The sequence below is a fragment of the Pantoea sp. EKM21T genome (assembly GCF_011800405.1).
Taxonomy (GTDB): Bacteria; Pseudomonadota; Gammaproteobacteria; order Enterobacterales; family Enterobacteriaceae; genus Pantoea; species Pantoea agglomerans.
Window position 1 is genome coordinate 479,707 of the sequence record NZ_JAALFV010000004.1, and the last position, 25,951, is coordinate 505,657.

Consider the following 25,951-nt stretch of genomic DNA (forward strand, 5'->3'; position numbering starts at 1 on the left):
TTACAATTTCCTTACCTTTTACGCAGTAGATTTGAGGATATATGAAGCAAAGGCTATTGGAGCTTGATGGTTGCAGAGGGTTACTATGCTGGACAGTGGTTGCGGGGCACTGGATCGGTAGCAGGATGGGATGGGGCAATGTCAATTTTTCTCATTCCTACATATCTGTAGACGGTTTTTTCATACTGTCTGGTATAGTACTTTCTTACATCTATAAAGAAAAATTATTGAGTTCCAGCAGAGAGTTTTTTAAGTATTCATTACATCGCTTAGAGCGACTTTACCCTTTGCATATCCTGACTTTTGTAATTACTTATCTGATTTATAGTAAATTCTTCGATAGCTTCCCTTTCGAAAATCCAGGCCTTACCGCTCTGTATAATATGCTTTTAATACATGGCTTAGGTTTTGCGTCATCCTGGAACTGGAATGACCCGAGTTGGTCAATATCAGTAGAGCTATATGCATCTATTTTAGCATTCCCTTTATTAATAAGAATCAAAAATAATTTCACGCTGATAGTCATTGCCGTTATTTGTTATATTCTTGTTTATGCAAGACATCATAATCTTGAAGCAGCAACAGATGTTCATTTGTTTTTATTCTCATCGGGCATACTTAAATGTATCGCAGGCATCTCACTGGGAGTATTGATATCAAACTTATCGAATTATACTTCTTCTAAAAACAATGCTGGTTTCCTGACCACGGTTTTCCAGACAGTCGCCGTCGCTATGTCTGGATTCTTCATTTATTCAAAAGACACTATCCATGCTTATGACGGGCTGGTAATCGTTTCTTTCTGTTATATATTCTTTACACTGATAAATTATTCCAGTTTCTGGAATACCCTGGCATCTAACAAGGCTATGGTATACTTCGGCAATATCAGTTTTTCGATATATTTACTACATACGCCTTTGATGTTGCTTCTTGACCAGGCCAACTTCTTCAGGAAGAGCAATACAGCAATTCAAACTCTCATTTTCATAACGGTGTTAATTTCCATTTCACACTTCGTATACAACCGTTTTGAATTGCCGATATATAAGAGACTTAAGAAAACCTCTGATAACTCAATTAATAAACATCATAGTCCTAATGTTTTGTAATTTCTGAGCGTTGTCTGAAATAACTTACTTTAAAGAGTACAAAAAATAAAGGCCTCCGAAGAGGCCTTTACAATTTTAGTTAGTCTAACCACTCGGTGTGGAACACACCGTCTTTATCAATACGCTTATAGGTATGCGCGCCGAAGTAGTCACGCTGCGCCTGAATCAGGTTAGCAGGGAGCACTTCTGAACGGTAGCTGTCGTAGTAAGCGATCGCCGCAGAGAAGGTTGGCGTCGGGATACCGTTCTGAATCGCGTAGGAAACCACATCACGCAATGCCTGCTGATACTGATCGGCGATATCTTTGAAGTACGGTGCCAGCAACAGGTTAGCGATGCCTGCATCTTCTGCGTATGCATCAGTAATCTTCTGCAGGAACTGGGCACGGATGATACAACCAGCGCGGAAGATCTTCGCGATTTCACCGTAGTGCAGATCCCAGTTGTTCTCTTCTGATGCGGCACGCAGCTGTGAGAAGCCCTGAGCATAAGAAACGATTTTACCCAGATACAGAGCGCGACGAACTTTCTCGATGAACTCCGCTTTGTCACCGGTGAAGGCCTTCGCCTGTGGACCGCTCAGTACTTTAGAGGCTGCCACACGCTGGGTTTTCAGCGAGGAGAGGTAACGAGCGAACACAGATTCAGTGATCAGTGACAGAGGTTCGCCGAGATCCAGTGAGCTCTGGCTGGTCCATTTACCGGTGCCCTTGTTCGCTGCTTCATCCAGAATCACATCAACCAGGTATTTACCTTCTTCGTCTTTCTTGGTGAAGATATCTTTGGTGATGTCGATCAGGTAGCTGCTCAGTTCGCCGTTGTTCCACTCAGTGAAGGTCTCAGCCAGCTCTTCGTTGTTCAGACCCAGCGCGCCTTTCAGCAGAGCGTAGGCTTCTGCGATCAGCTGCATGTCGCCATACTCGATGCCGTTGTGAACCATCTTCACGTAGTGGCCCGCGCCGTCCGGACCGATGTAAGCCACACAGGCTTCGCCATCTTCTGCGCGTGCAGCAATTTTATCCAGAATAGGAGCAACCAGCTCGTAGGCTTCTTTCTGACCGCCAGGCATGATAGAGGGTCCTTTCAGTGCGCCCTCTTCACCACCGGAAACACCAGTACCGATGAAGTTGAAGCCCTGGTCAGAAAGCTCTTTGTTACGACGGATAGTATCTTTATAGAAGGTGTTACCGCCATCGATCAGAATGTCGCCTTTATCCAGGTGTGGGGTCAGGGAGGCGATTGTCTTATCGGTCGCTTCACCCGCCTGAACCATCAGCAGGATACGACGAGGTTTTTCCAGCGATTCGACAAACTCTTCAACGGTGTAAAAAGGAGCAAGTTTCTTGCCCTGGTTCTCGGCGATGACTTCATCAGTCTTTTCGCGTGAACGGTTAAAGATAGAAACAGTGTAACCGCGGCTCTCAATGTTAAGAGCCAAATTACGGCCCATCACTGCCATACCTACAACGCCGATCTGTTGCTTGGACATTATTTACTCCTGTCTGAGTTTGATACTAATAATCATTCAAAAAAAGCACTTTTGATGATACATGATGTCATTTAAAAATTAAATCGGCTTATAAAATCAAGCACTAACAGACAAAAAAATTAGAAGATGTCATTGTCAAAAGCTCGAAATGACGCTTATTTTCTATTGCGTAACTGTTCTAACTCTTCTTCACAGATTCTTACACGTTCAATGTATTGTTGAAGTTCTGATGCTATGCTTTCCTTTTCATTCTTAAGGTTTTCGTACAAATCTATTGCTGCATAAGCATCGAGAGTAGATTGCTTTGCCTTGCGCTGCTCGTATTCGAGGCGCCCGTGAAGATCCAGTATGATCGGTAATAATACATCTGAGTGATTTATATGAGAATCTACATCACCATACCCAGGATCAAAGTTTGCTAACGCATTATCGATAGCATCATCATAATTTGAAGGAGACGATGGATCGATCCAATAATCTGTTAAAAGGAAGGCCAGTGTTTTTTTCTGAAAGGCATTCATTTTATCAGGGTAATGTAAGAACGCTTTCTTAAGATCGTTTTTATCCTTAACGATGTTACAACAATGCTGCCATTCACACTTACCTGCACAAAAAACAGAAGCTCCATCAATTAATGCTTCAATTCCGACTCCAGAATTCACTGTAATAACTGAGTTAGACTTCCTAATTAAAGTGTGAATATTACTATTAGTTCTAACCACCCAAGGATTGTTTTGAGTTAACAAAGTAATAGTTTCTTCAACGGCAAAAGACTGACAGAAAGGATGCCGTTTGACAAATAAATAAACTTTATTTTCTTTGGCAAGCTCGGCAGCTTCCAGAAGTAATCTGATACCATCATACTCACTGTGAATAGCGACGGGATCATTTTGAACCTGCATCGGATAGAAAACGAAACCCTGAGTAATTTCTGGCAATTCTTCATCAGACTGAGGGTATTTTGATTCATTTTTTTCGATAAACTTCAACTTCCAGTCATTTAGAGTTTTTTCAACATCCTTTTCATCTAAACTCTCAATTTTTGATTTGTATTTATCAAAGTTTAGCGAAATATCTGACCAACCGGAATAGCCTGTGAAATCCATTGAAAATAACGGCGTGACAGCAGCTTCTTTCATCCTCACAATATTTTTTTCATCACCCCATGAATGATATGAAAAAACTAATGTTCCTTTTTCTGGTTTCCTGGGCGCCTCATCTGCTCCGAACGGAACTTCTCTAAAGTAAAGTGGGATTTTTCTTTCAGTCAAAGATAGAATGAGATTAGTAATAAAGGACTTATGCTTGTGACCATCGACTGGGTTTTTCGTCCAGGAGACAGGAACCTCTACAACTATTTTTGAAGGCATTGATCTCTCGACTTTGTCACTCAAGTTCATTGTATACTCCCAATGTTTTTTCTATTACAAATGTTAAGCAAAAACGCGACATCACCCAAGCTCGAGCATTGATACCAAAATCCAACCTCATTTCCTTACTTTTAATCAACATTTCAAGTTTGCAAACAAGATCTTCCAGATTTTTATTAATTATAAAACCCGTAACATCATTAACAATAATACTACTGCATCCGCCAGTGTTATAGGCAATTGAAGGACGACCGACGGCCGCTGCTTCAATCAAAATCCTGGGCACACCCTCGGCATATACTGAAGGTAATGCAACAATATTAGACTCTTCGATTAGTGTCTTCATATCATCGCGTTGACCAAGCCAGACAATATCATTTGCATCTGACCATTTTTTTATAACGCTATCAGGAATAGAGTCCGGATCATTCTTAACGCTAATACCTGCTACTTTTAATATAAAAAATACGCCTTTTTTCTCCAGAATCTTCCTGGCTTCGATTAAATCGGACAGACCTTTACTCCAGATAAGGCGACTGGCAAATAATACAACAGGAAGAGAATTATCTGGATCAGGCGTATACTTAAACTGTTCAGTATCGATTCCCGCACCATCGATCACCATGGTCTTTTGCGAATCAATACCCGTAATTGAGATGATTTTCTCGCGATCTAATTCATGCTCGAATATAAAAAAAACATCGTGTTTTTTACTAATCCAACGGTAAAAAGCTGATACATTAAATTTTATGAATTCGTATTTAGCAGACTTCGAGGAAAACACACGCCCCAGTCCAACGAAACTTAAAACAAGCTTTTTATGAAAAACTTTCGCATAGAAGCCGCCGATAATACACGACTTAATGGTGATGCAATGTAAAATATCAGGATTAATTTTCCTGATAATATGAAGTGATTTGAAGAAGTCTCTGATGATTACAAATGGGTTCAGAGATTGTTCAGACATCCTGGAGTTGTGGGGTATAAGGCCTGACTTTTCAAAATCATTAAAGATTTTTTGATTCTCGAAATTACAGACGACATGAACTTCATATCCATTCTCTTTTGCTGCAAGGGCCCGCTCTTTCCAGTGTAAATTGAAATACCAATCAGAGTTGATATAAAAACAAAGTTTTTTCATTACTGCCTGCCATTTTTAACACCATTGACTTTGAATAAACATCCATCAACGATACCCTTAGTCAAGGACGTTAGATACTTGAACTTATTTTGGGACTTCAAAACCATTAAATAATATTTAATTAGCCGTAAGAAAATAGAGAGGAGACTAAATGGTTTATTTTCAGGAAAAAGATAACGTGAAGATATTAAGTTTCTGGATAAATAATATATTTTCCATGGCATCATGGCAGTGCTGGATTCAACAACATCATGGTAAAAAACAAGGTCTGGATTATAAAGCAACTTACATCCAGAAACCTTTAACTTCCACGAATAAAAAACATCATCAAAGTAGATGAAAAGATCTTTGTTAATAAATTTATATGACTCTTTGAGTGTATTAAAAGCAACAAAAACCCCAACAAAAGAAAATGCCTCAATTTCTGTCACATTCGACTCAATGGCTTCAAACTTATGACTTTTCCGTGGATATTCTAATAATTCACCAAAAGAATTGGGAATTTTCATCCAAGGGATATTCATTTTGCAGCGTTTACCATGACTATCTAATACTCTGGTAGCAATGGCCTGAGCATTTCGCTTGTCACTTGCCATAAAGATTTCAAGCAACAGCAAATCCGGATAAGCATCATCATCGAAAAACAGCACCCAATCTGGGGTGCTGTTTAATGCTATCCATTGAGAACCTCTAAAAAAACCTCCAGCTCCGCCATCATTCACTTCACTGGAAATTACTTTTATTCGAGGATCACTTAAGTTCATTAACCAATCAAAGGTGCCATCAGTTGACGCATTATCCACTATAACTATTTCATGAAAAGGTAAAGACTCTACAGCGGCCCAACACTTTTTAAGCTTTTCAATACGATTATAGGTGACGATTAAAGCGGCAATTTTCATCTGGGATTAACCGAGAAAACAGGCATTTTCTGATTATTATTCAGAGCGTCACGGAATTTATCAACTACTTCTAAAGCTTCTTTTATAGTAACATCCATGTCCAGATAACGATAAGTACCAAGACGACCAATAAAAGTAATATTTTCCTCTTTTTCCGCTTCATCCAGATATTGATTCAGAAGTTGCATTTCTCCCATCTGGCGAATTGGATAATAAGGGATATCTTTATCGGTACAAGACCGGCTGAATTCTTTATAACATACAGACTTATCGTGAGACTCCCAGGGAGCAAAATATTTGTGCTCCGTGATTCGCGTATAAGGAACGTCGACTTCGCCGTAGTTCATCACTGCACAGCCTTGATAATCACCTTCGGCATCAAAACGTTTAAAATCCAGAGTCCTATAACCCAGACGGCCTGATGTAAAATCAAAATAACCGTCCAGCGGACCACTATAAAACACATGATCATAGTTTTCTTTTTCACTTCTATTAAAGAAGGTGTTCAATTCAACTTTGATATTTTTGTGCTGCAGGATCGACTCAACAATAGGTGTATAACCCTCCTTTGGCATACCCTGAAACTTATGATTGAAATAATTATCATCATAGTTAAATCTTACTGGCAGCCTTTTCAAGATGGAGGCGGGTAACTCTTTAGGTTCCATTCCCCATTGTTTTATTGTATAGCCTTTAAAGAAAGCTTCATATAACTCTTTTCCTACAAAGCGTAGAGCTTGCTCTTCAAAAGTTTGAGGATCAAGGATAGATTTATCGCCTTTCGACTCAATGAGCTCTTTGGCTTCAGCTGGGTTACATGTTTTGCCAAAAAATTGATTGATTGTATGCAGATTAATAGGCAGTGAGTAAACACTCCCATTAACCGTTGCTTTGACACGGTTAATATAAGGCATCATTTCGCAATGGGCATTAATATAGTTCCATACTTTTTCATTGTCAGTGTGAAAAATATGGGGTCCATAGGTATGCACCATTACACCAGTGTTGACATCTCTTTCACTGTAACAGTTGCCTGCTATATGATTACGTGCATCGATAATACGAACATTGTGCCCATCTTCTGCCAGTTCGCGGCCAATAACTGCACCCGAAAAGCCAGCACCCACAATTAGAATATTCTTTTTCATAAGTTAACCTAAAATCACGCGACGAATTTTGTAATAGTTACGAGCAATCATTTGCCTGCGCTTACTTCCAACCGGGGCAAACTTATTGAAATAAGGCATGATTTTTCTTTTTATCCTGGTCTGAAGTAAAACCTGCTGATGAACTATCACAGAGGGCATTGCCACACCTGTTTTATTTAAGCGGTCATAGACCTCTTTCTGCCAGGGTGTCTCATGAATGTAGGACATAAAGTTATCGAAGAAATCAACATGAGGTGCATCCCATGGTTTATTTTCCCCAGCAAAGTGAATCATTTTAGGATTTTTACGTGACTTCAAAAAACCCATATACGTTTCAAACTTCAAATTGGGGAAGAAATCATCTGTATTTCCGTTACCATGATAGACATTCCATTGCCCTGGAAGGTAGTGGACACGGCCGTAGAATACTTTATTCATAATATCCTGATCGAGGAACCAATATCTGCGCGCTTTCATTGTTTCCATCAGACTTGCAGACGTATTCTCTTTTCTCATTTGATTAATGTTAAAAAGAATAATACCAGCCTGAAAATAATTGTGCGTTTCCTTCATTCCTAACACTTGTTCGAGATACTGATTCGCAGTCAGGTCTTTAGGTTCATCTATGTGTGCAATAGCCCCAAATTTTACGAACCCTTCCATCACAATGTCTCTGACAGCAGCGATTAAGTTTTCCCCAAGCTCCGTATGAACAAGTTCCGCGACGTCGCTTTCAACTATCGTGTCAGCATCTATAAACAGCACTTTTTCGAAGTTGTAGAAAAGAGATGGTATGAAAAGTCTTGCATAGGTTGCAGCACTAAAATGAGCGCGCGTATAGACGCTTTTCATTTCACTAAATGCATTCACATCGAAGAAACGTAACGAAAAATTCTTTCTTCCTTTCAGCAAAGAATAAAATCGGGATTTATTTCTGACTGAAACACCATTCTCTAATATGACGATATCATAATTGTCGCTCGAATTACTATTTTTAATAATAGAATTAATAAGTGCGCCACCGCTTAAAGAATAATTGTCATCGAAGCAAATAACAATGGGTATGTTGTTTTCTGTGAAAGCTGGCTTTAGCTTTCCATTGAAAGTTTCAGTTTTGACAAAAGTCCTTTGCAATTCCTTTTTCGTTAGCCCGGAAACTTTCTCTTTATGGATTAGAAATATATTGAAAAGGCGCTCTGAAATGTGCCCGATCACTCGCTTCTCTTGCGCGTTATAATTTTTCATTGAAAAATTAACTTCAAGATCATCGAATATGCTAAATAACCATTCTGAATATTCTTTAAAAAGCCCGGACTTCATGACAAACATATTAGTATAATAACCGTCATGCGCACTATTAAACGCTTTTACTGCCGCTGCATATTCTGGATAGAGATATAACAGACTATCTATGGCTGATTGATAGTCCTCAATATGCAGGTGTGGTGAAATCTTGTAATGCTCATAGTTATTTTTACTGCCTGCCTGCCTGACACTCCATTTTTTAGGTAATAAAATATCATTATCAGCAATCGCCCGGATAATTGACTCTTCATTCAAGCCAAATTTTTCTTCGTACTCTTCAGAGATAATTTCATCATTCACTACGCCCCAGACATCTTCTGGATAATCTTGTTTTTCTGAAAAATTAAGATGACGCCTGTAATGCATAAATCCTATATATTCAGAAGAAACATCATTCTTCCATACCCAATATTGTGCAGTCAGCTCACAATAAAATGGATTTTTGATTGAAATGTTGTAACCGGAATCATCACCTTCACAACAAATATCATTATAGTTATTGGCTTTGCCAACATGGATAGGTTTAATAACCGGTGACGAGAGGAAAGCGCTCGGTTTATGATGACTTGTATAGAGTTTAACTTTATCTTGATGAGTAATCATTCGATGTTTCCTTACATTGAAGAACGATATTGTTGTAATATATTTTCGGCACTACCACTCGCTTTTAATCGGTGGTTTTCAATCCAGATGACGCGGTCACAAATTTTCTCGATGTCGCCAAGATTATGGCTGACAAATAAAATCGTGACGCCTTTATCTTTAAATTTATTTATGGTTTCGATACATTTCTTTTGAAATGCATAGTCCCCAACTGCTAAAACCTCATCAATAATGAGAATATCAGGGTCTACCTGCGTGATGACCGAAAAACCTAACTTGGCCAGCATTCCACTTGAATAAACACGAATAGGTTCATCAATAAATTCACCTAATTCGGAAAACTCTATTATTTTATCTATTCGCTCATTGAGTTGTTTACGTCGCAATCCCAGGAGAGTGGCGTTCAGGCGAATATTTTCCCGGCCAGTAAGTTCCGGATGAAACCCCCCTCCTAATTCCAGCATAGAGGCAACTCTGCCATTGGTCTTAACTGTGCCTGTAGTAGGTTTAATGACTCCAGCAACCAGTCCAAGCGAAGTACTCTTTCCCGCACCATTCCGACCAATCAGTGCTACAGACTCGCCTTTCTTGACAGTAAAGGAGATATCTTCAATTGCCAGATAACTTCTGCCAGAGAGTAGTGTCAACGCGCGCCTGGGATTGAAAATCAGCTCTTTTATTCCGGAGCCAATGTGATGATATAAAGGATAACGCTTTGTAACGGATGTGAACTCTATTGCAACTTCCATTATAAGATCTCTGCAAACCGAAATTTTAATTTATTAAATACCCAGGAACCAACAATAACAGTGATTATTCCCATCCCATACAGAGAAAGGATTTTTTCATAATCAACATTACCGTTCATAAACAATTCCCGCCAGCTCAATACCATATCCGCCAAAGGATTATATTCAACTAACCACTGGTAATTCGCTGGTATCATGTCTCCTGCGTACAGTATTGGAGTACAGTAGAAAAGCAACATGATCCCTAATGTAACAAACCTTTCTAAATCTCTGAAAAACAGGTTAAGCGTTGAGAGGAAAAGTGCTATTCCATATGAAAATAACAACTGACCTATACCAATCAATGGTATTCCATATATCCAGTTCCAATGCGGCGTCATGTCATAAATATATAAGAAAACTATAATTACTGGAATAGTACACAAAAAGTGTAAACACTCCATCATGACATTACTGAACGGAATAACCGATCTGGGAAACACCGTCTTTTTTATTATCTGTGCATTAGCAATAAATGAAAAAAGAGAATTCGATGTTGTGCTTGCGAACCATTGCCATGGGAATAATCCGGTAATGATGAAAATTGTGTAATTGGGAATTTGAACCCGCATGATCAGTTTGAAGATAAAGTAGTAAATCATCGCAAAAAGAAGGGGGTTTGCTATGGACCATAAATAACCTAAAAAACTACTTTTATATCTAACCTTAAGCTCTTTCTCAGTGATAACTGTCACCAAATCAATGAGATAACCTAGACTATACTTCATAAATTACGCTCTGTTTTCAACTTTTAAAATGATTAATTTATGTTCGACAGGTGCATAAACCACGCTACCGCCCCTGGCTTAACAGCTACCACAAGACTACATACCAAGCCAAATTTTAGAATTCTGTCGTTACATTGCAGAGGTGCTGATTACTTACAGACAATCATCCTCTTTAGTAGACAATTAAGGATATTAAACCTGCGATATTATCATTATCCTGGTGTAGTTCAAAGTCTGTAGATTTCTTTGATTCATAACGCAAAAAAGCCTGTCCAGAGACAGGCTTTTTTAACTATTTTTTCAACTACCTGAACCCATCCGGGTTCTTGCTCTGCCAGTTCCACGTATCGCGCATCATCTCATCGATGCCGCGCGTCACGCGCCAGTCGAGCGTGGTGTTTGCCAGTGACGCATCGGCCCAGAACGCAGGCAGGTCGCCATCGCGACGTGGCTTGATCTCAAACGGGATCGCCTTGCCGGACGCCTTCTCAAACGCTTTGATCATCTCCAGCACCGAGAAGCCTTTGCCGCCGCCCAGGTTAAAGGCGGTGTAGCCCTCAACTTTGCTCAGATAATCCAGTGCTTTCAGATGCCCTTCCGCCAGGTCAACGACATGGATGTAGTCACGCAGACAGGTACCGTCTGGCGTATCGTAATCACCGCCAAACACGCCCAGCTTCTCCAGACGGCCAATCGCGACCTGTGCAATGTACGGCAGCAGGTTGTTTGGGATGCCCGCCGGATCTTCACCGATTTCGCCTGACTCATGCGCGCCAACCGGATTGAAGTAACGCAGCGCAATCGCCTTGAACTTCGGCTCCGCTTTGGCGAAGTCGCGCATCACGAATTCGGTCATCAGCTTAGAGGTGCCGTATGGACTGGTGGTGCCGCCAATCGGCGTGGTCTCAACGTAAGGAACCGGGGCATCTGCGCCATAAACGGTTGCTGATGAACTGAAGATGAAGTTCCAGACGCCGGCATCACGCATCTCTTCCAGCAGCACCACGGTGCCCGCGACGTTGTTCTCGTAGTACTCCAGCGGCATACGCGTAGATTCACCGACTGCTTTAAGCGCAGCGAAGTGGATTACGGCTGAAATGCTGTTGGATGCAAACAGGTCACGCAGACAGGCGCGATCACGGATATCGCCTTCAACGAAGGTCGCTTTTTTGCCTGCCAGTTTCTCAACGCGGTTAATCGCTTCGCGTGAGGCATTGCAGAGGTTATCCAGAACCACAACATCATCACCGCGCTGCAACAGCGCCAGTACCGTATGGGAGCCGATATATCCTGCTCCGCCCGTGACTAAAATTGCCATGTGAGCTCCTTTCAATCTGCCGCGCAGGGCGCGACAAATAAATTACTGTTGTTTTGCGAGGATGGTCTGGATAGCTTCGCGGAAATCGCGACCCTGCGCGTTGCTGCGCAGGCCGTAAGAGACAAACGCCTGCATGTAACCGAGCTTACGACCGCAGTCAAAACTGTGACCGGTCAGCAGCGAAACATCAACGGTTTTATGTTTGCTCAGGCTGGCGATGGCATCGGTCAGCTGGATACGGCCCCACGCGCCTGGCTCAGTGCGCTCCAGTTCGGCCCAGATATCAGCAGAGAGGACATAGCGGCCTACCGCAGCCAGGTCAGAGTTCAGTCCGGCGGTATCTTCAGGCTTCTCAACGAAATCGGTAATGGTGCTGATGTCGCCAGGGTGATCAATCGGCTCTGCAGTGGTGATTACCGAGTACTCAGTGAGATTGGACGCGGGCATATGCTGTGCCAGGACCTGGCTGTGGCCGGTCTCTTCAAAACGGGCAACCATTGCTGCGAGATTGTAACGCATGTGGTCAGCGGTGGAGTCATCCAGCAGGACGTCTGGCAGCACGACCACAAACGGATTATCACCGATCATCGGACGGGCACAGAGAATCGAGTGGCCCAGACCCAGCGGCTGCGCCTGGCGCACGTTCATGATGGTTACGCCTGGCGGGCAGATAGACTGCACTTCGCTCAGCAGTTGACGCTTCACGCGCGCTTCAAGCAGCGCTTCGAGCTCATAGGTAGTGTCAAAGTGGTTTTCTACGGCATTTTTCGATGCATGCGTGACCAGCACAATCTCTTTAATACCCGCGGCAACACACTCGTCAATGATGTACTGGATCATCGGTTTGTCGACGACAGGCAGCATCTCTTTCGGAATGGCTTTAGTCGCAGGGAGCATATGCATACCGAGGCCCGCAACCGGGATTACTGCTTTAAGCTTGGTCATATTTATTCCGTTTAATAAAATGAAGATGTGGGTCGATTATGCAGGATCGGCCGGAAGAGCAAGTATAATCTTTATCTGAAAATCGGACAGTAACTCTCTGTCATAACTTGGAAATTCGGCATTTTGCCCATTGCCAGCAACGGCATAAACTGAATAAAGACAATCAGTAATCGAATATCGCCTCTGTTATTCCCACCCCGGGTCGCCGCGCGGCTGAGACCAGCCATAAATGAAAACGGGCGACCCTGAGGCCGCCCGTTGATATAACGCAATTGTGATTACAACCAGCCTTCAAACCACTCTGGCATCACAAACAGATTAAAGTGATTGACCAGCAGCATTATGCCGACAAATACCACCGACACCGCCACCCATTGCCGGGCATAAGGGATAAACCGAATGCCAATCACCGGCTTAATAAAGAACGGATGAGCCAGTGCCGAGATCAGAATCTGCGAGATGGAAAGCGTCAGCGCCACATAGAGCACGTTCGGCCAGATAAAGGTGGTTGCCAGCACCGCCAGAACCACAATACTCGCCACGATGTTCCAGTAGAACTCAACGTTGGTCCGTCCGTTGGCCTGGGAAATCGCTCCGGTCAGTCCGCCCATCGGCCGCAGCATACCAAACAGCAGCATCAGCGGAATCAGATGATAGACCTGCTCGTGGGATGCGCCGTAGAGCACACGAACGATAACCGGCGAGAAGATGCCAATCACCAGGTACATCGCGCTGCTGAACAGCATAATCCCCAGCGTGCCTTTGAGGAACAGCTTCTTCAGCTGCTCGGCATCGTGCTGCTTCTCTGCAAAGCGCGGCAGTGCCAGACGGTTAATCACCGGCGTCACCAGCTTCAGCGGTTGCAGCACCAGCTCTTTCGCCAGCGAGTAGACGCCCAGCATCTCTGCGCCCATCACTTTACCGACCACCAGCGCATCGGCCTGGGTTCGCAGCTGGTTAATGGTCTGCGAGCCGAGCTGATAACTGCCGTAGCGAATCGCGCCAATAAAAGTCGCTTTATCGAACTCCCAGGTCGGACGCCACGACTTCTCACCCAGCGCAATCATGCAGAGGATGCGGGTAAAGGCGTTGATGAACAGACCGAGAATCGCCGCCGCTACGGTGAGCGAGGTGAACTCCAGCATCGCCACCACACAGAGGAAGGCAAACAGCTTGGTGCCCATCTCAATCTTCGCCAGCGAAACCATCCGCTTGGTTTTGATGTAGTGCGCCTGATACTGCGACAGATGCCCCAGCACAAGGAAGTTCAGGCTGGTCAGCATGATCAGACCCACCAGCTCCGGCAGATGATAGAACCAGGAGACCGGGAAGGCGATCAGCAGCATGATCAGGCCAGTACACAAGCTGAGTGAGACGTTCACCCAGTAGATGGTGCTCTGCTCACGACGGGTAATGTTCTGGCGATGCACCAGATAACTGCTCATCCCCATATCCTGCAGCACACCCGCCACCGCCAAGATGGCGTTGATGATGGCTAACAGACCCAGCTCGTGGGTTTCCAGTTTGCGGGCGAGAAAGCTTAGCTGTGCAACCTGCAGCACTGCCGAGAAGCAGGTGCTGCCGAACAGCCAAATCGCCTGTGACTTAAATCCACTCACACCAGTCGCTCCAGAATCTGTGCCAGTTCGCCGTAGGCGATATGCTGATTAAATTCAGTCTCAACTTTGTGACGGGCGGCCGCGACCACGGGCGCCACATCCACTTCACCCTGAGAGAGCTTCAGCAGCGTCTCCGCCAGCGCCTCAGGATCGTCCTCTTCCACCAGCCAGCCAGATACGTTGTTTTCGATCAGCTCCGGAATGCCGCTGTGGAAGGTTGAGACCACCGGCAGGCCGACCGCCATCGCCTCCATCAGTGCAACCGGAATACCTTCCATATCGCCATCTGCGGCGGTTTTGGAGGGCAGCAGGAAGATGTCAGCCTCACTCAGCGCGCGACGGATCTCCTCCTGCGGTTTAAAGCCCGGCATGCTGACGCAATCTTCCATCCCCTCGCGGGCGATGAAATCACGCATCATCTCATCCTGATCGCCGTTACCGATAATGGTGTACTGAAACTGACCGCCACGTTGCTTCAGGATGGCGCTGGCTTTGACCGCCACATCCAGCCCTTTCTTCTCGGTCAGACGAGCCACCGAAACGATACGCAGCGGCGTCTGAAACGCCTGGCGCGGCTGGAAGTTAAACTTCTCCGGCTCAATGCCCATACGCGTAACGTGAATTTTTTCCGGCGGGCAGCCCATCTCAATCAGCTTGTTCTTCCACAGATTGCTGATAGGCAGCATCAGCTCACTCTGGCGGAACAGATTCACATAGTCGAGTTTGTGCTCTTCCAGAATGTGACGACGGGAAATATCGGCGCCGTGAAACACGGTCGCCTGTTTACCCTTGAGCACGCCCAGCTCACGCAGCTTGTTCGCCAGCGCACCGGCATAGCCGAAATGCACCAGGAACACATCTGCGGTGAAGGTCTGCTTTGCATTCGCCACAATCGACGGCAGCAGCAGTTTGCTGGACTGTGCGCCATAACGGCGCACATTCAGCGAACGCAGCAGCGACGGCTTCGTCACTTTTGGCAGCACCAGCTTGATGCGCTGGTTCAGCTTATCGACAATCGAGATCTTCTCTTCCGGCAGCAGATAATGCGTCTTCGCCGCCAGACCATACTCATCAAAAGCGGCATGCCGGTTCACTAAATCGCCGGGAAAGACTGAAATAATCTCCACCTCGTAACCGGCATCAATAAAGTGGGTTACCTGATTTAATACGAATGTCTCAGAGGCAACCGGGAAACGCATGGTGAAAAAAGTCAGTTTCATCACATTACCCTAATACTTTGAGAATCTCTTCAGTGATCCGGTTGCCAATTTCCCTTTCATTCGCAACGGCCGTGTCGACCTTAAGCTTGATGTTGTCGTAATCGGCAAGCACAGTTTTCACCTTGTCGATTAGCGAGCCATCCATCAGGCTTTTCACATCGGTTGCCATCTGCGGCAGACCAAGCTGGTTCATCACACCCATCGACTTGTGCTCGTAGTTGATCGCCACAGCCGGGGTGCCAAAGTTCATGGAGATAATCGCCGAGTGCAGGCGGGTACCAATGGTCAGATGACAATGATTCAGCAGGATGCCCAGTTCCAGGTCATTAAACTCATCCATAATGACATGGTAATGTTCAGGCTGCGTCACGTGGTCACGCAGGGTCAGTGCAACCATGCGGTCATCTTTGGCATAGCTGTCGATGCCGGTACAGGTTGAGAACGCCACAACCTGATAGCCTTCAGCAATCATGGCATTGATCACCCGGCCAAATGCCGCTTCATACTCTTTCTGCGTCACACCCAGACGTTTATCAAACGGTGCCAGTTCACGCACGGTGATCGCGATGGTTTTACGGCCATCGATAATGCCCTGCCAGTAGAGCAGGTTATGGCTCGGATTTTCGACTTCGCGTGCCCGCACCAGGAAAGCGGTATCAACGCCAGACGCGACTTTAGAGCTGGTCACGCCATCACGTTTCATCAGGTCAAGGCTGACCGATTCACGCAGCACCAGGCTGTCGACCCGATCAAAGACAAAGTTTGCCAGCGCATTGACGCGCGGGTTCTGGAACGGACCCACCGAGTGACCGATCAGGTAGATCGGCTTTTTCGCCATCAGTGCACAGAGGGCATGGTCAAACTGGGTCACGCCATAGAGGTCAACGAAGAACGATCCGCCAACCTGAATAATCGCATCATATTTTGCCAGACTGTCAGTAAACGCCTTCAGGTGCGGCGGTACAGCGAACGACTTAAAGATCCCGCCCTTGCCCAGATGCGCCATCATGATATCAGGCATCAGGCGGTTCGCGACTTTACGCTTGAACGAACCGACCAGACCTTTGCCTGATTTGCTGTTGTGCAGATACAGCGCATCCTGCTTAATATCCTGCTGAAGCAGATAACCGGAGCTGGTTGGATAACGGCTTATAACATCAATTTCTAAATCACTGCGTGCAGACTTCATTGAATCAATCAGTCCACGAAGAATCGCGCCATCCCCGCGATTTCCACACGTATGGTTACCCACCAATAAAATTTTCATAACAACTCCGAATGAATTTTTTTAATTCTGTAAGCCGCCCAGATCCGCAATGGGCAAAATGAACTCTGTTTAAAGTAATGCTTTACGGGATAACGCACCCAAAGGTAGTGCTCCTGTTAAAACCGGCCGCCTCCGTTGTGGCGGCCGTGATGCAAGGTGTTACGACTTAATGGCGAAGTAAGGCAGTGCGACCTGTTTGCCGTTGATCACGACGGAAACAAAACCTTCTGGCTTGCTGGTATCGACCTGATCGGCGGAGAGCGGACGGGAAGCCATCAGCAGGTCGCCCTGCTCATTAGCGCCCACGCCCGCTTTGCCGTTGTGCAGGCTGAAGCGCTGCGGCGCGCGTTTAGTCGCGTCGCCCGCCGGAGGATTGCCCTTCTCCATCTTCGCGTTAACGCGCGCACAGCGACCGGTGACAAAGCGATCTTTACCGGTGGTTTTCACCAGCACGGCCACCGACGGCGTCCAGCCCGCCAGTTTGACGAAGATGCGGACATCGGTGTCATGCTCAGCCACATAGCGCACATCGACAATCGGGCTGCTGCCTTCGGCCGACCAGCTCGCTTCAGAGCGATCTTTTTTGCGCTGTACGTGGATCATCGCGCGGCCACCGGTGGTCTTGTCACCGATCAGGTCCATCAGCGGCTTATCGCCACTGCCGTTGCTGAACTGCGACTGACCAAAAATTTCGATCTCCCACGAATCACCCACGGTCGGGGAGTAGAGGCTGCCGAGATCAAACCAGGTTTCCTGATTCGTGTTGTTCTCTAAACGCCAGCGCGAGGTGATGTAGTTGTACTTCAGGCTGCCATCCAGCGCGACGCCATAGGACTCCACGCGGGTCGATCCCATCTCCCAGACGCTGAGCAGACGGTCGCCCTGCATGGAGTTGTCGATCCAGCTGCCCGACTGGAGGCTGGTCTGGCGCATATTCAGGCGCGTGTTATGCGCGATCAGCGGATTCTTACAATCCTCCAGGCTCAGCGCATCGACAATCCACTGACCGTTGGAGAGATCACCCGGGTTATCACAGTGCTCAATCCAGCCGTTATGGATAATCGACTGGCCGCAGCGCGGCAGGTTGAGGACTTTGCCACCACGACAGTACTGCGCATTAAAGTTCGACAGCTCAATCGCGGTGCTGTGGTCCCATTTGCCCTGCTTCTGACCTGACCAGCCCGATTTGATCACATCGCCGCTACAGCGTGAGGCGTACCACTGGTCGATTTTACAATCCAGAGTATCCTGCAGGCTGATGGCGGTGCCGCCGACTGCGTTAAAGCGCAGGCAGGCACCACGGAAATATTGTCCGCCAGGGCAGTTGTTATGGAAAAAGCCCTGCTTGTTGGGGCTTTTATCGCTGTTGCCGTTAAAGTTCAGGTTGGAAAGCTCAACCCGACGTGCATTCATCTCAAAGACGAACTCTGACTTACCATCCGAGACAATCGTGGTCGCCGGGAAGTAGCCGAAGTTTACCATCGCACCGGACATGCGGAAGAAGTTGAGATACTTATCGCCAAGGTTACAGGCTGAGACCATGAAGGTACCGGCCGGGAACTGGACACAGATCTGCTGGTTAGCCTGCTGTGACCACTGGAACATCGCCATAATGGCGGGTGCCGTATCGGTTTTGCCATCGGCAATCGCACCGAAATCAAACAGGGTCAGGCGGTTAAAATCGTCTACCACGCGACGCCAGGAAAAGCCCTCACCGGCAAAGTTTACGCCGCCATCATTCTGAGCGGGCTGGAAGCTGCCGACAAACTCGCCGCCGCCGACTTCCCGTCCTTCATGCCAGCTTTTCAGCTTAACCTTGGCCCCTTCAAACAGCGGACGGGTTTTGCGTAACTCTGCTACGGACGGGATCTCACCAATAAGCTGATAACCCGCTGGCTGCGCCAGACGCTGGCTGAAATCTGCAGCGCCCGGACGGCTGACATCCGCGATGTTGAACAGCGTCTGACCGCTGCTGTCCTCGACTGCCATCGAATGCGACGGATTGGCAATCAGCGCAGCATTGTCCTGAATAAACTGGGCAAAGTTGCCTTTGTTCAGCGCGATAGGCTGAGCAATCTCCGACACTTTGCCGCTGGCATCACGCAGGAAGACCGGGATCTGATTGCCCGGTTTGCTGGCATCTGCACCTGCTTTACCAATCCAGAGTTTGCCTTCAAAACCCTGCCAGAACTGCGGCGGCATGGCGTAGACATTTTCCGGGGTCAGAATTGGCACGTCGCCTTTAGGCACGTCAGTGGCATCGACCGGCTTCAGGGCGATACCGTTACTTTTTGCAGCGTAGCTGGAAAAGGTGCTCACGGAGAGAGCCCCCACCAGAGCGGAGGCGGCGGTCTGTAAAACTTCTCTTCTTTTCATGCATCAATTCCCGTAGTCAATAAGGCCATTGGCCATGGCGGTGTCCCTGAGGCACGTCGCAAGTGAGCTTTTCCAGCTCCGGTTAAACCAATGACAGCCAGCTTTGCTTAATCTGATTACCGTCGAATTTCAGCGCGGTCTGTTTCGTTTTTTCGCTCATGGCATAGAACAGCGCGTCATCGCTGGCGAGCTGCTCCATTCGGGCCAGAAACGTGGCTTTGTCGTTCATCGGAACCAGGAAACCATCTTCACCGTGATTGATGATCTCCTGTGGACCGGTCGGGCAGTCATATGCCACTACCGGCAGTGACCAGGATTTTGCTTCCAGCAGCACCAGTGGCAATCCTTCATAGCGCGAGGTCATCAGCGCCATATCGCTGTCGCGATAGTAGTCGTTGATATTGCTGACCTTACCGACAAACTTCACGCTGTCGGTGATGCCCAGCACCGCCGCCTGGTCATGCAGTTGCTGACGCAGTTCACCGTCACCGGCAATCACCAGCGTCCAGTCAGGATGGCTGCGGGCGAAGTCGCGCCAGATATCCAGCATCAGGTCAAAGCCCTTCTGGTTATCCAGACGGCCTACGGCCAGCGCCTGGCGATGACGGGTCTGGCGCTGATAGTCTTTGTAAACCACCGGGTTGGGGATTTGCTTGCTGGGAATGCGCCAGCGGCTGAACACCTGATGATCTTTGTCGGTCAGAACAATCACGCGGTCGTAGTAGCGCAGCAGCAGAAACTTGAGGAACTTAATCGGTTTGCTGAAGGAGTTAATGGCGATGTGTTCGCAGGCGTAGGCTTTGCCCCGCTTCTTCTTCATCGCCAGCAGATTCCAGAAAGCGAACATCACGCTCAGGCGGCCCATGCTGATCAGGAAGACGGTATCGAAACCCTCTTCGTGAATCCGGGCAACCGCGCTTTTGATCGGATTGCTCTGCCCTTCAAAGCTGACGATCTGTTTGACGTGCTCAAACGGGTAAAAGGTTTTTCCACTGCCTTCCAGCGAGTAGATGGTGACTTCATGGGTCTCGCCAAGACACTCTGACATGAAGTTACAGATGTTCTCGGTGCCCGCATACGAATAAGCATCTTTGATCACCAGGACAATTTTTTTCATGAAACGCTATCCACCTCAAATTTTAAAGACAATCCTGCCGACAGGCTTAACGATGCTTAAGGGTAAACAGCACACCATTCACCATATACCAGGCGTAATAGTAATAGATTTTTAAAGGATTGTTTTTATAGATAATTCTTAATAATTCAAGGTGCCACTGGGCCGCTTTGTTCTTATTACGGGAAAGGGAATCGCCTAATTCGTAATAGTTGACCAGAATCGTCTGAATTACGCGCGCCTGCTTATAGCGGGTGAATAATTCATACAAAAACAGGAAATCTTCGTGGCCTTTGCGCTGGAAGAAAAGCCCCTGCGGCGGACGGCGGAAACAGACGGAGGAGAAGCAGACGCGATACTGCTTCTTCACAAAGTTTTCCTGCTGCAGATAAGGTTTGCCGTAGGTAATGTCGTGCTCAGCCTTGCGGGTTTTATAGTGATATTCGGTAATCACAAAATCATCACCGGCCGCGATGGCAGCGACCTGCTGGGTCAGTTTATCCGCATGCCACTCATCGTCGCTGTCGAGAAAGGCGATAATCTCTTCAGTGGCCGCGCGCAGCCCGACGTTTCGGGTCTCTGCTGCGCCCATGTTGACCGCGTTATCCAGAATGGTAATGCGCGGATCCTGACAATGCTCACGCACAAATTCCAGCGAGTCATCGGTCGATTTATCGTTGACCAGATAGAGATGCCAGTCGGTATAGTGCTGATTGATAACCGATTGCACCGCGCGTAACACCGTCTGACGTGCATTATACATAGGCATGACAATGCCAACGGTTCCAACAGAAGTATTCATCTTCAACCCTGAATTAATCGTAAAAAGAGTCGCTCCTGGCATCAGGAGCAGAGCGAGGCGCGCGTCAGGAGATCGCTTTCTCACCGCCGAAACGTGCTTTGACCTTGTCTTTTACCCGGTTCATAAAATAAGCACGGTTGTCTTTGTTGGTGAGGAAGAAGTAGCGCGCAAAGCTCAGGCTTGCCATCAGCGACTTACCATCCATCTTGTAGCGCAGCGGCAGCTTAAAAGCTTTGTAGGTGTGGATGTCACGCGGGGTCAGATGCGGCTTCATGCTATCGAGCCAGAACATCGAGTAGTTCACCGATTCGCCTTTGTGTTTCGAGCCAAACTTAGTGACCAGATGGTAGTTCGCCAGCGGTGCGGCGATCATCACAAAGTCATAGCCCATGCGGTCGGCACGAATGCAGAAATCATAATCCTGATGACGGATGTAGCGGGTATCGAACTGAATTTTTGCCGCGTCTTCCCGCTTCAGCACAATGGTGCTGGTCTGGATAAAGCCGTAGCAGCCGAACAGATACTCCGCGACCGTTTCATTTTTGCCTGGCGGCTGCATCGGCATCACTTTCAGGAACGTGCCATCCTGATAGATATTCACCTGGCTGAAAATGACGAAATTCTTTTTGCCCTGCGCGTCCAGCTGAGCAATTTTTTCGCTCACCTGCTGCAGTTTGTCCGCGGCCCACTCATCATCGGCGTCAAGGAAGCTGACGTAGTCACCGGTCGCCAGCTCAATGCCTTTGTTACGCGCACCAGCGCCGTTGAGTTTGACCTCGGAGAGCACCAGATTGATATCGAGATCCCGGTAGCGTTCGCTGCGCACCACATCCGCCAGCGCGGCGGCATCCGCAGATTTATCATCAACGATGATGACTTCGAAATTGCGATACGTTTGTGCTTTAACGCAATCCAGCGTCGTGACAATCGATTCTGACGCGTTATAAGCCGGAATTACGATGGAGAAACGAATGTCCTTCATTGCCAGCACCTCATTAAAGTAGTTCAAAAATAAACAGTTCATTCGACAACGGTCGATGAAAAACCTGTGTTCTGACCGACGACCGCCCCTGGGTGAAACTCGTCACCCAGAGGCGGTCGTCAGATTGATTAGTGGATCAGCCAAAACTCCCGCGCCACTTCATAACCGGTAACGGCCTGTTTGGTTGAAATGGTGTTGTAGTAGAGGTAATAGAGCAGGAAGAACACCAGCATGGCATACAGCGCTGGCTTCCAGGATCGCCTTGCCTGATAAATCAGCGAGGTCAGGATGATCGGCTCAACCTGCTGCAGATAGTTGGACAGGCGCGAACCTGACGGGAAGTTGTACAGGAAGATCCTGATCGCCCCGCCGATGGCAAAACTTAAAATCAGCAGATAGTTAAGGCGATACTGGGCGTAATTCTCGCGCTTCAGCTTATCGGTCAGCATGAAATAGAAGAAGACGAACACCAGCATGATGTTTTTCAGGTTCGATACGGCCAGGATGCTGCCACCCATTGCATAGGAGGGGTCATTGTTATAGCCCGATGCCCTCTCTCCCAGCGATCCCAGATGACCGGCAATCAGGGCAATAAAGCCCGAGCCACCCACAACCGATAGCGGCAGACTGGCAACGATGATAATGACCGGCCACCAGCGCCAGTCCCGGATAAACAGGAACGGCACAAGCGTCACCACCATGACACCGGTGTTATGGCTCGTGAACGACAGAATAAAGAAGGCAAATGCCCACCAGTAGCGCTTGAGATAGATCGACCAGAGAACGCCAAGGAACAGCGCAGAACTCAGGCCAAAGCGAATCTGGTTAATGTCTTTGTTGATAAAGATGTGCGCCGAATAGAGCACCAGCGCCAGCACCGGATACGGAGACATCTTCCTGAAAAACCAGGTATTGATGGAAACGGCAATGGCGCAGAAGACAAACAGGAAGATGCTGGCATTGTGCGAAAACAGGCTGGTGAGCCAGGCCATCGCAAAAATCAGCGGTTCGTAACGGAAAAACGCAACGGTATTAAAGAAGCCATTAATCTCAATACGTCTTACAAAGTCTTCGAAGAAGCTCCGGTACTGAAAGTCATCCATGCCGGTACCAAGACCGCGTATTCCCCCGAAAATAATCAAAGTCACGGCGGCAAAACAGAGTAGCCAGGTCAGAATATAATTTGTGCGTTCGTCTTTTTTTAGCGCTATTTCAAACAGCGAAAGCAGCAGTAAAAAGCCTGATACATACCAATATGGAGCCATGGTGTGATTCCTTAATTCCACAAGTTCTCATGCCAGCAATAATCACGCTTCGCCTTACCGACTGGCTTTACAGCGAGTCTGATTGCACGGTCACAAATTGCGTGCGGGCGATGCCTGCTGGTGATGAATTCTGTTGAGTGACGCTCGCCATGCGATTTATAGATGTATCGCTTTTGTGGGTTTGGACAGAATAACCTGTGTAAATTGATGCGTGTCGTCATTCAAAGGGACGATAAAAAGGGGCGGTCAGACCGCCCCCTGTTTTATTGCTCAATGATCAGCTTTTGTTCGTCTTGCCGTAGTCATAGGCGTAGTAGTCATACCCATAGCCATACGCATTAGCGGCTTTACGCACCACGGCGTTGAGGATCACACCTTTAATCTCAATACCGTTCTGGGCAAAGCGTTTGAAGCTGACGTCCACTTCTTTGGTGGTGTTGGCTTCGAAACGCGCCACCATCAGTGAGGTGCCGGCCAGCTTACCGATGATAGAGGCATCGGTGACGGCCAGGATTGGCGGCGTATCGATTAACACCAGGTCGTAGTTCTTGCTCGCCCACTCCAGCAGCTCACCCATGCGACGATGCATCAGCAGCTCAGACGGGTTCGGCGGAACCTGACCACGTGGCAGGAAGTCGAAACCGTACACGCCCTGCTGAATCAGCGCCGGGCTGAACTCAGTTTTACCGGACAGCACGTTGGACAGACCTGATTTGTTATCTGCGCCCAGCAGTTCGTGGGTATAACCACGACGCATGTCGCCATCGATAAACAGAACACGCTGACCCGCTTTCGCGACCAGGGTCGCCAGGTTGGCACAGATAAAGGTTTTACCAATACCCGGGCTGGCACCGGTGATCATCAGGATATTGTTTTTCGCTTCCATCATCGCGAAGTGCAGGCTGGTACGCAGGCTACGAATCGCTTCAATGGAGAGGTCAGTCGGGTTACCCAGCGCCAGCAGCGTTTCGTGCGGATCGGTTTTCACCTTGCTGCCACGACGCGCCAGGGCTTCGGTATCCTTCTTACGCTGCCAGTCTGACAGTGGAACGCTGGCATAGACATTCATGCCCAGCTCTTCCAGCTGATCCGGGTTCTCGATGCCGTGATGCAGCAGCGCTTTCAGCAGAACCAGACCCACTGACACGAACAGACCGAAAATCAGGCTCGCGGCGATGATCAGCAGCTTCTTCGGTGCAACAGGCGAGTTAGCGGTCTGCGCGCCATCGATGATGCGGACATCACCCACGGTGCTCGCTTTACTGATACCCAGCTCCTGCTGACGGTTCAGCAGCTGCATGTAGATCTCCTGACCAGACTGAACGTCACGGGTCAGACGCAGGATTTCCTGCTGAGTCTGTGGCATGCCAGCAATTTTCTTATTCAGCTGAGCCTGCTCACCTTCCAGCGTTTTGCGTTTTTCAAGCAGCGCGCGATACGTCGGGTGATCTTTGGTAAACAGCTGAGAGACTTCGGCTTCACGGAAGGTCAGTTCGTTCAGCTGACTCTGCACGCTGACAGAGGAGTCCAGAGCGGATTTCGCTTCCAGTGACAGGTCAACAGATTCGTTCTGACGACGGAAGGTGTTCAGCTTGTCTTCCGCTTCATCCAGCTTGCTGCGCACGGCAGGCAGCTGAGTGCGTAAGAACTCCAGGCTTTTCTCTGCCTGCGCTGACTTGCGCTCAACGTTCTGTAACAGATAGTTATTCACAATCTGGTTCAGCACTTTGCTGATCTGCTCTGGATCTTCACCCAGATACTCCAGACCCAGCACACCGGTATCTTTACCTTTGTCTGCCACGGTCAGGTTAGAGAGCACTGAACGGATCGCCTGCAGGTTATTCAGCTTGGTCACGGTGAAGCTGGTGCCTTCATCAGCGTGGATCTCGCTGACCAGCATGCTGATGTCGCCGTGCGACTCCAGCTGGCCGACTTTACCTTTGAACAGCTCATCGCCATCTTTTGAGACGGTGTAGCTATCCGGACCGGTCACTTCCAGTTCAACGTTACGTTTGTCGATAGTGCGTGGGATTTCCAGGCGCGAAATCGCGATACTGGCGGGTTTGTTGCCCATCAGGCGCGACAGACCTTTACCGATAACCGGGAAATAGTTCTGCTCAACGACGGTATCCAGACCCAGATCGTCAACGGTTTTGCCGATGACCATACGGGATTCCAGAATCTCGATTTCCGTATCAGAGGCTGGTGTCGGTGGCAGAATGCTATCAATTTCGTTCAGAACGGTGCTGGCATTCTTCTGCTCAACCTGAACTAACGCATCTGCGCTATAAATGGGTGTTGCAAACAGTGTGTAGAGTGTTCCCGCCAGCATGAAAAAAGCGGTAACGGCAACAATGATCCAGCGATGATCAATTAGCTGTCCCACAAGATGCGCCAGATCCCATCCATTCGAATCCTCTCCCGGCGCGGTTCTGACCTTATTTTTTATATTCATGG

Annotated in this window: 20 protein-coding genes; 1 reads left to right on the forward strand and 19 read right to left on the reverse strand. The window is 47.5% G+C overall.

The window, feature by feature from the left end:
* Positions 1 to 41: 41 nt before the first annotated feature.
* Complete coding sequence (locus tag HFD87_RS11195) at positions 42 to 1,112, forward strand: acyltransferase (protein WP_167423432.1); 1,071 nt, start codon at positions 42 to 44, stop codon at positions 1,110 to 1,112.
* A gap of 79 nt (positions 1,113 to 1,191) precedes the next feature.
* Here the strand turns inward: HFD87_RS11195 and gndA are convergent, their stop codons facing one another.
* From gndA to wzc, 19 genes are all read right to left on the reverse strand, one after another.
* On the reverse strand, positions 1,192 to 2,601 hold the full coding sequence (gene gndA, locus HFD87_RS11200) for an NADP-dependent phosphogluconate dehydrogenase (RefSeq protein WP_010248093.1): 1,410 nt from the start codon (positions 2,599 to 2,601) through the stop codon (positions 1,192 to 1,194).
* 155 nt (positions 2,602 to 2,756) lie between these two features.
* Positions 2,757 to 4,001, reverse strand: coding sequence for a hypothetical protein (locus HFD87_RS11205; protein ID WP_089414010.1), 1,245 nt, complete (start codon positions 3,999 to 4,001; stop codon positions 2,757 to 2,759).
* Positions 3,988 to 5,112 (reverse strand): glycosyltransferase family 4 protein, encoded by a 1,125-nt coding sequence (locus HFD87_RS11210; RefSeq protein ID WP_167423433.1) that lies wholly within the window; start codon positions 5,110 to 5,112, stop codon positions 3,988 to 3,990. The genes HFD87_RS11205 and HFD87_RS11210 overlap by 14 nt, the downstream gene beginning before the upstream one ends.
* Positions 5,112 to 6,014 (reverse strand): glycosyltransferase, encoded by a 903-nt coding sequence (locus HFD87_RS11215; protein ID WP_167423434.1) that lies wholly within the window; start codon positions 6,012 to 6,014, stop codon positions 5,112 to 5,114. Before HFD87_RS11215 ends, HFD87_RS11210 begins: the two co-directional genes overlap by 1 nt.
* Positions 6,011 to 7,162, reverse strand: a complete 1,152-nt coding sequence (glf, locus tag HFD87_RS11220; RefSeq protein WP_089414007.1) for a UDP-galactopyranose mutase — start codon at positions 7,160 to 7,162, stop codon at positions 6,011 to 6,013. The genes HFD87_RS11215 and glf overlap by 4 nt, the downstream gene beginning before the upstream one ends.
* A 3-nt stretch (positions 7,163 to 7,165) precedes the next feature.
* Positions 7,166 to 9,070, reverse strand: a complete 1,905-nt coding sequence (locus HFD87_RS11225) for a DUF4422 domain-containing protein (protein ID WP_167423435.1) — start codon at positions 9,068 to 9,070, stop codon at positions 7,166 to 7,168.
* Positions 9,071 to 9,081: 11 nt separating this feature from the next.
* Entirely contained in the window at positions 9,082 to 9,819 is a 738-nt protein-coding gene (locus HFD87_RS11230; protein ID WP_089414005.1) for an ABC transporter ATP-binding protein, read from the reverse strand.
* Positions 9,819 to 10,586, reverse strand: a complete 768-nt coding sequence (locus HFD87_RS11235) for an ABC transporter permease (protein ID WP_089414004.1) — start codon at positions 10,584 to 10,586, stop codon at positions 9,819 to 9,821. The genes HFD87_RS11230 and HFD87_RS11235 overlap by 1 nt, the downstream gene beginning before the upstream one ends.
* Positions 10,587 to 10,890: 304 nt before the next feature.
* Positions 10,891 to 11,904, reverse strand: a complete 1,014-nt coding sequence (gene galE, locus HFD87_RS11240; protein ID WP_010670976.1) for a UDP-glucose 4-epimerase GalE — start codon at positions 11,902 to 11,904, stop codon at positions 10,891 to 10,893.
* 42 nt (positions 11,905 to 11,946) lie between these two features.
* Entirely contained in the window at positions 11,947 to 12,849 is a 903-nt protein-coding gene (gene galF, locus HFD87_RS11245; RefSeq protein ID WP_010248118.1) for a UTP--glucose-1-phosphate uridylyltransferase GalF, read from the reverse strand.
* 278 nt (positions 12,850 to 13,127) lie between these two features.
* A complete protein-coding gene (locus HFD87_RS11250) occupies positions 13,128 to 14,468 on the reverse strand; it encodes a lipopolysaccharide biosynthesis protein (protein ID WP_010248120.1) in 1,341 nt (446 codons plus the stop codon).
* Positions 14,465 to 15,688 carry a glycosyltransferase gene (locus tag HFD87_RS11255; protein WP_010248122.1) on the reverse strand — a complete coding sequence of 408 codons (1,224 nt, stop codon included), beginning with the start codon at positions 15,686 to 15,688 and terminating at the stop codon, positions 14,465 to 14,467. The genes HFD87_RS11250 and HFD87_RS11255 overlap by 4 nt, the downstream gene beginning before the upstream one ends.
* A gap of 4 nt (positions 15,689 to 15,692) precedes the next feature.
* Complete coding sequence (wcaK, locus tag HFD87_RS11260; protein ID WP_010248124.1) at positions 15,693 to 16,955, reverse strand: colanic acid biosynthesis pyruvyl transferase WcaK; 1,263 nt, start codon at positions 16,953 to 16,955, stop codon at positions 15,693 to 15,695.
* Positions 16,956 to 17,114: 159 nt separating this feature from the next.
* Positions 17,115 to 19,331, reverse strand: a complete 2,217-nt coding sequence (locus HFD87_RS11265) for a phage tailspike protein (RefSeq protein ID WP_167423436.1) — start codon at positions 19,329 to 19,331, stop codon at positions 17,115 to 17,117.
* 82 nt (positions 19,332 to 19,413) lie between these two features.
* A complete protein-coding gene (locus HFD87_RS11270) occupies positions 19,414 to 20,448 on the reverse strand; it encodes a glycosyltransferase (protein WP_010670977.1) in 1,035 nt (344 codons plus the stop codon).
* A 46-nt stretch (positions 20,449 to 20,494) separates the two neighbouring features.
* A complete protein-coding gene (locus HFD87_RS11275) occupies positions 20,495 to 21,247 on the reverse strand; it encodes a glycosyltransferase family 2 protein (RefSeq protein WP_010670978.1) in 753 nt (250 codons plus the stop codon).
* A gap of 64 nt (positions 21,248 to 21,311) precedes the next feature.
* Entirely contained in the window at positions 21,312 to 22,229 is a 918-nt protein-coding gene (locus tag HFD87_RS11280; protein ID WP_010248134.1) for a glycosyltransferase family 2 protein, read from the reverse strand.
* Positions 22,230 to 22,357: 128 nt separating this feature from the next.
* The gene (locus HFD87_RS11285) at positions 22,358 to 23,494 is read right to left on the reverse strand and encodes an EpsG family protein (protein WP_010248137.1); all 1,137 of its coding nucleotides are present in this window, start codon (positions 23,492 to 23,494) and stop codon (positions 22,358 to 22,360) included.
* A gap of 277 nt (positions 23,495 to 23,771) precedes the next feature.
* The gene (wzc, locus tag HFD87_RS11290; protein WP_010248139.1) at positions 23,772 to 25,949 is read right to left on the reverse strand and encodes a tyrosine-protein kinase Wzc; all 2,178 of its coding nucleotides are present in this window, start codon (positions 25,947 to 25,949) and stop codon (positions 23,772 to 23,774) included.
* Between the last annotated feature and the right edge of the window lie 2 nt (positions 25,950 to 25,951).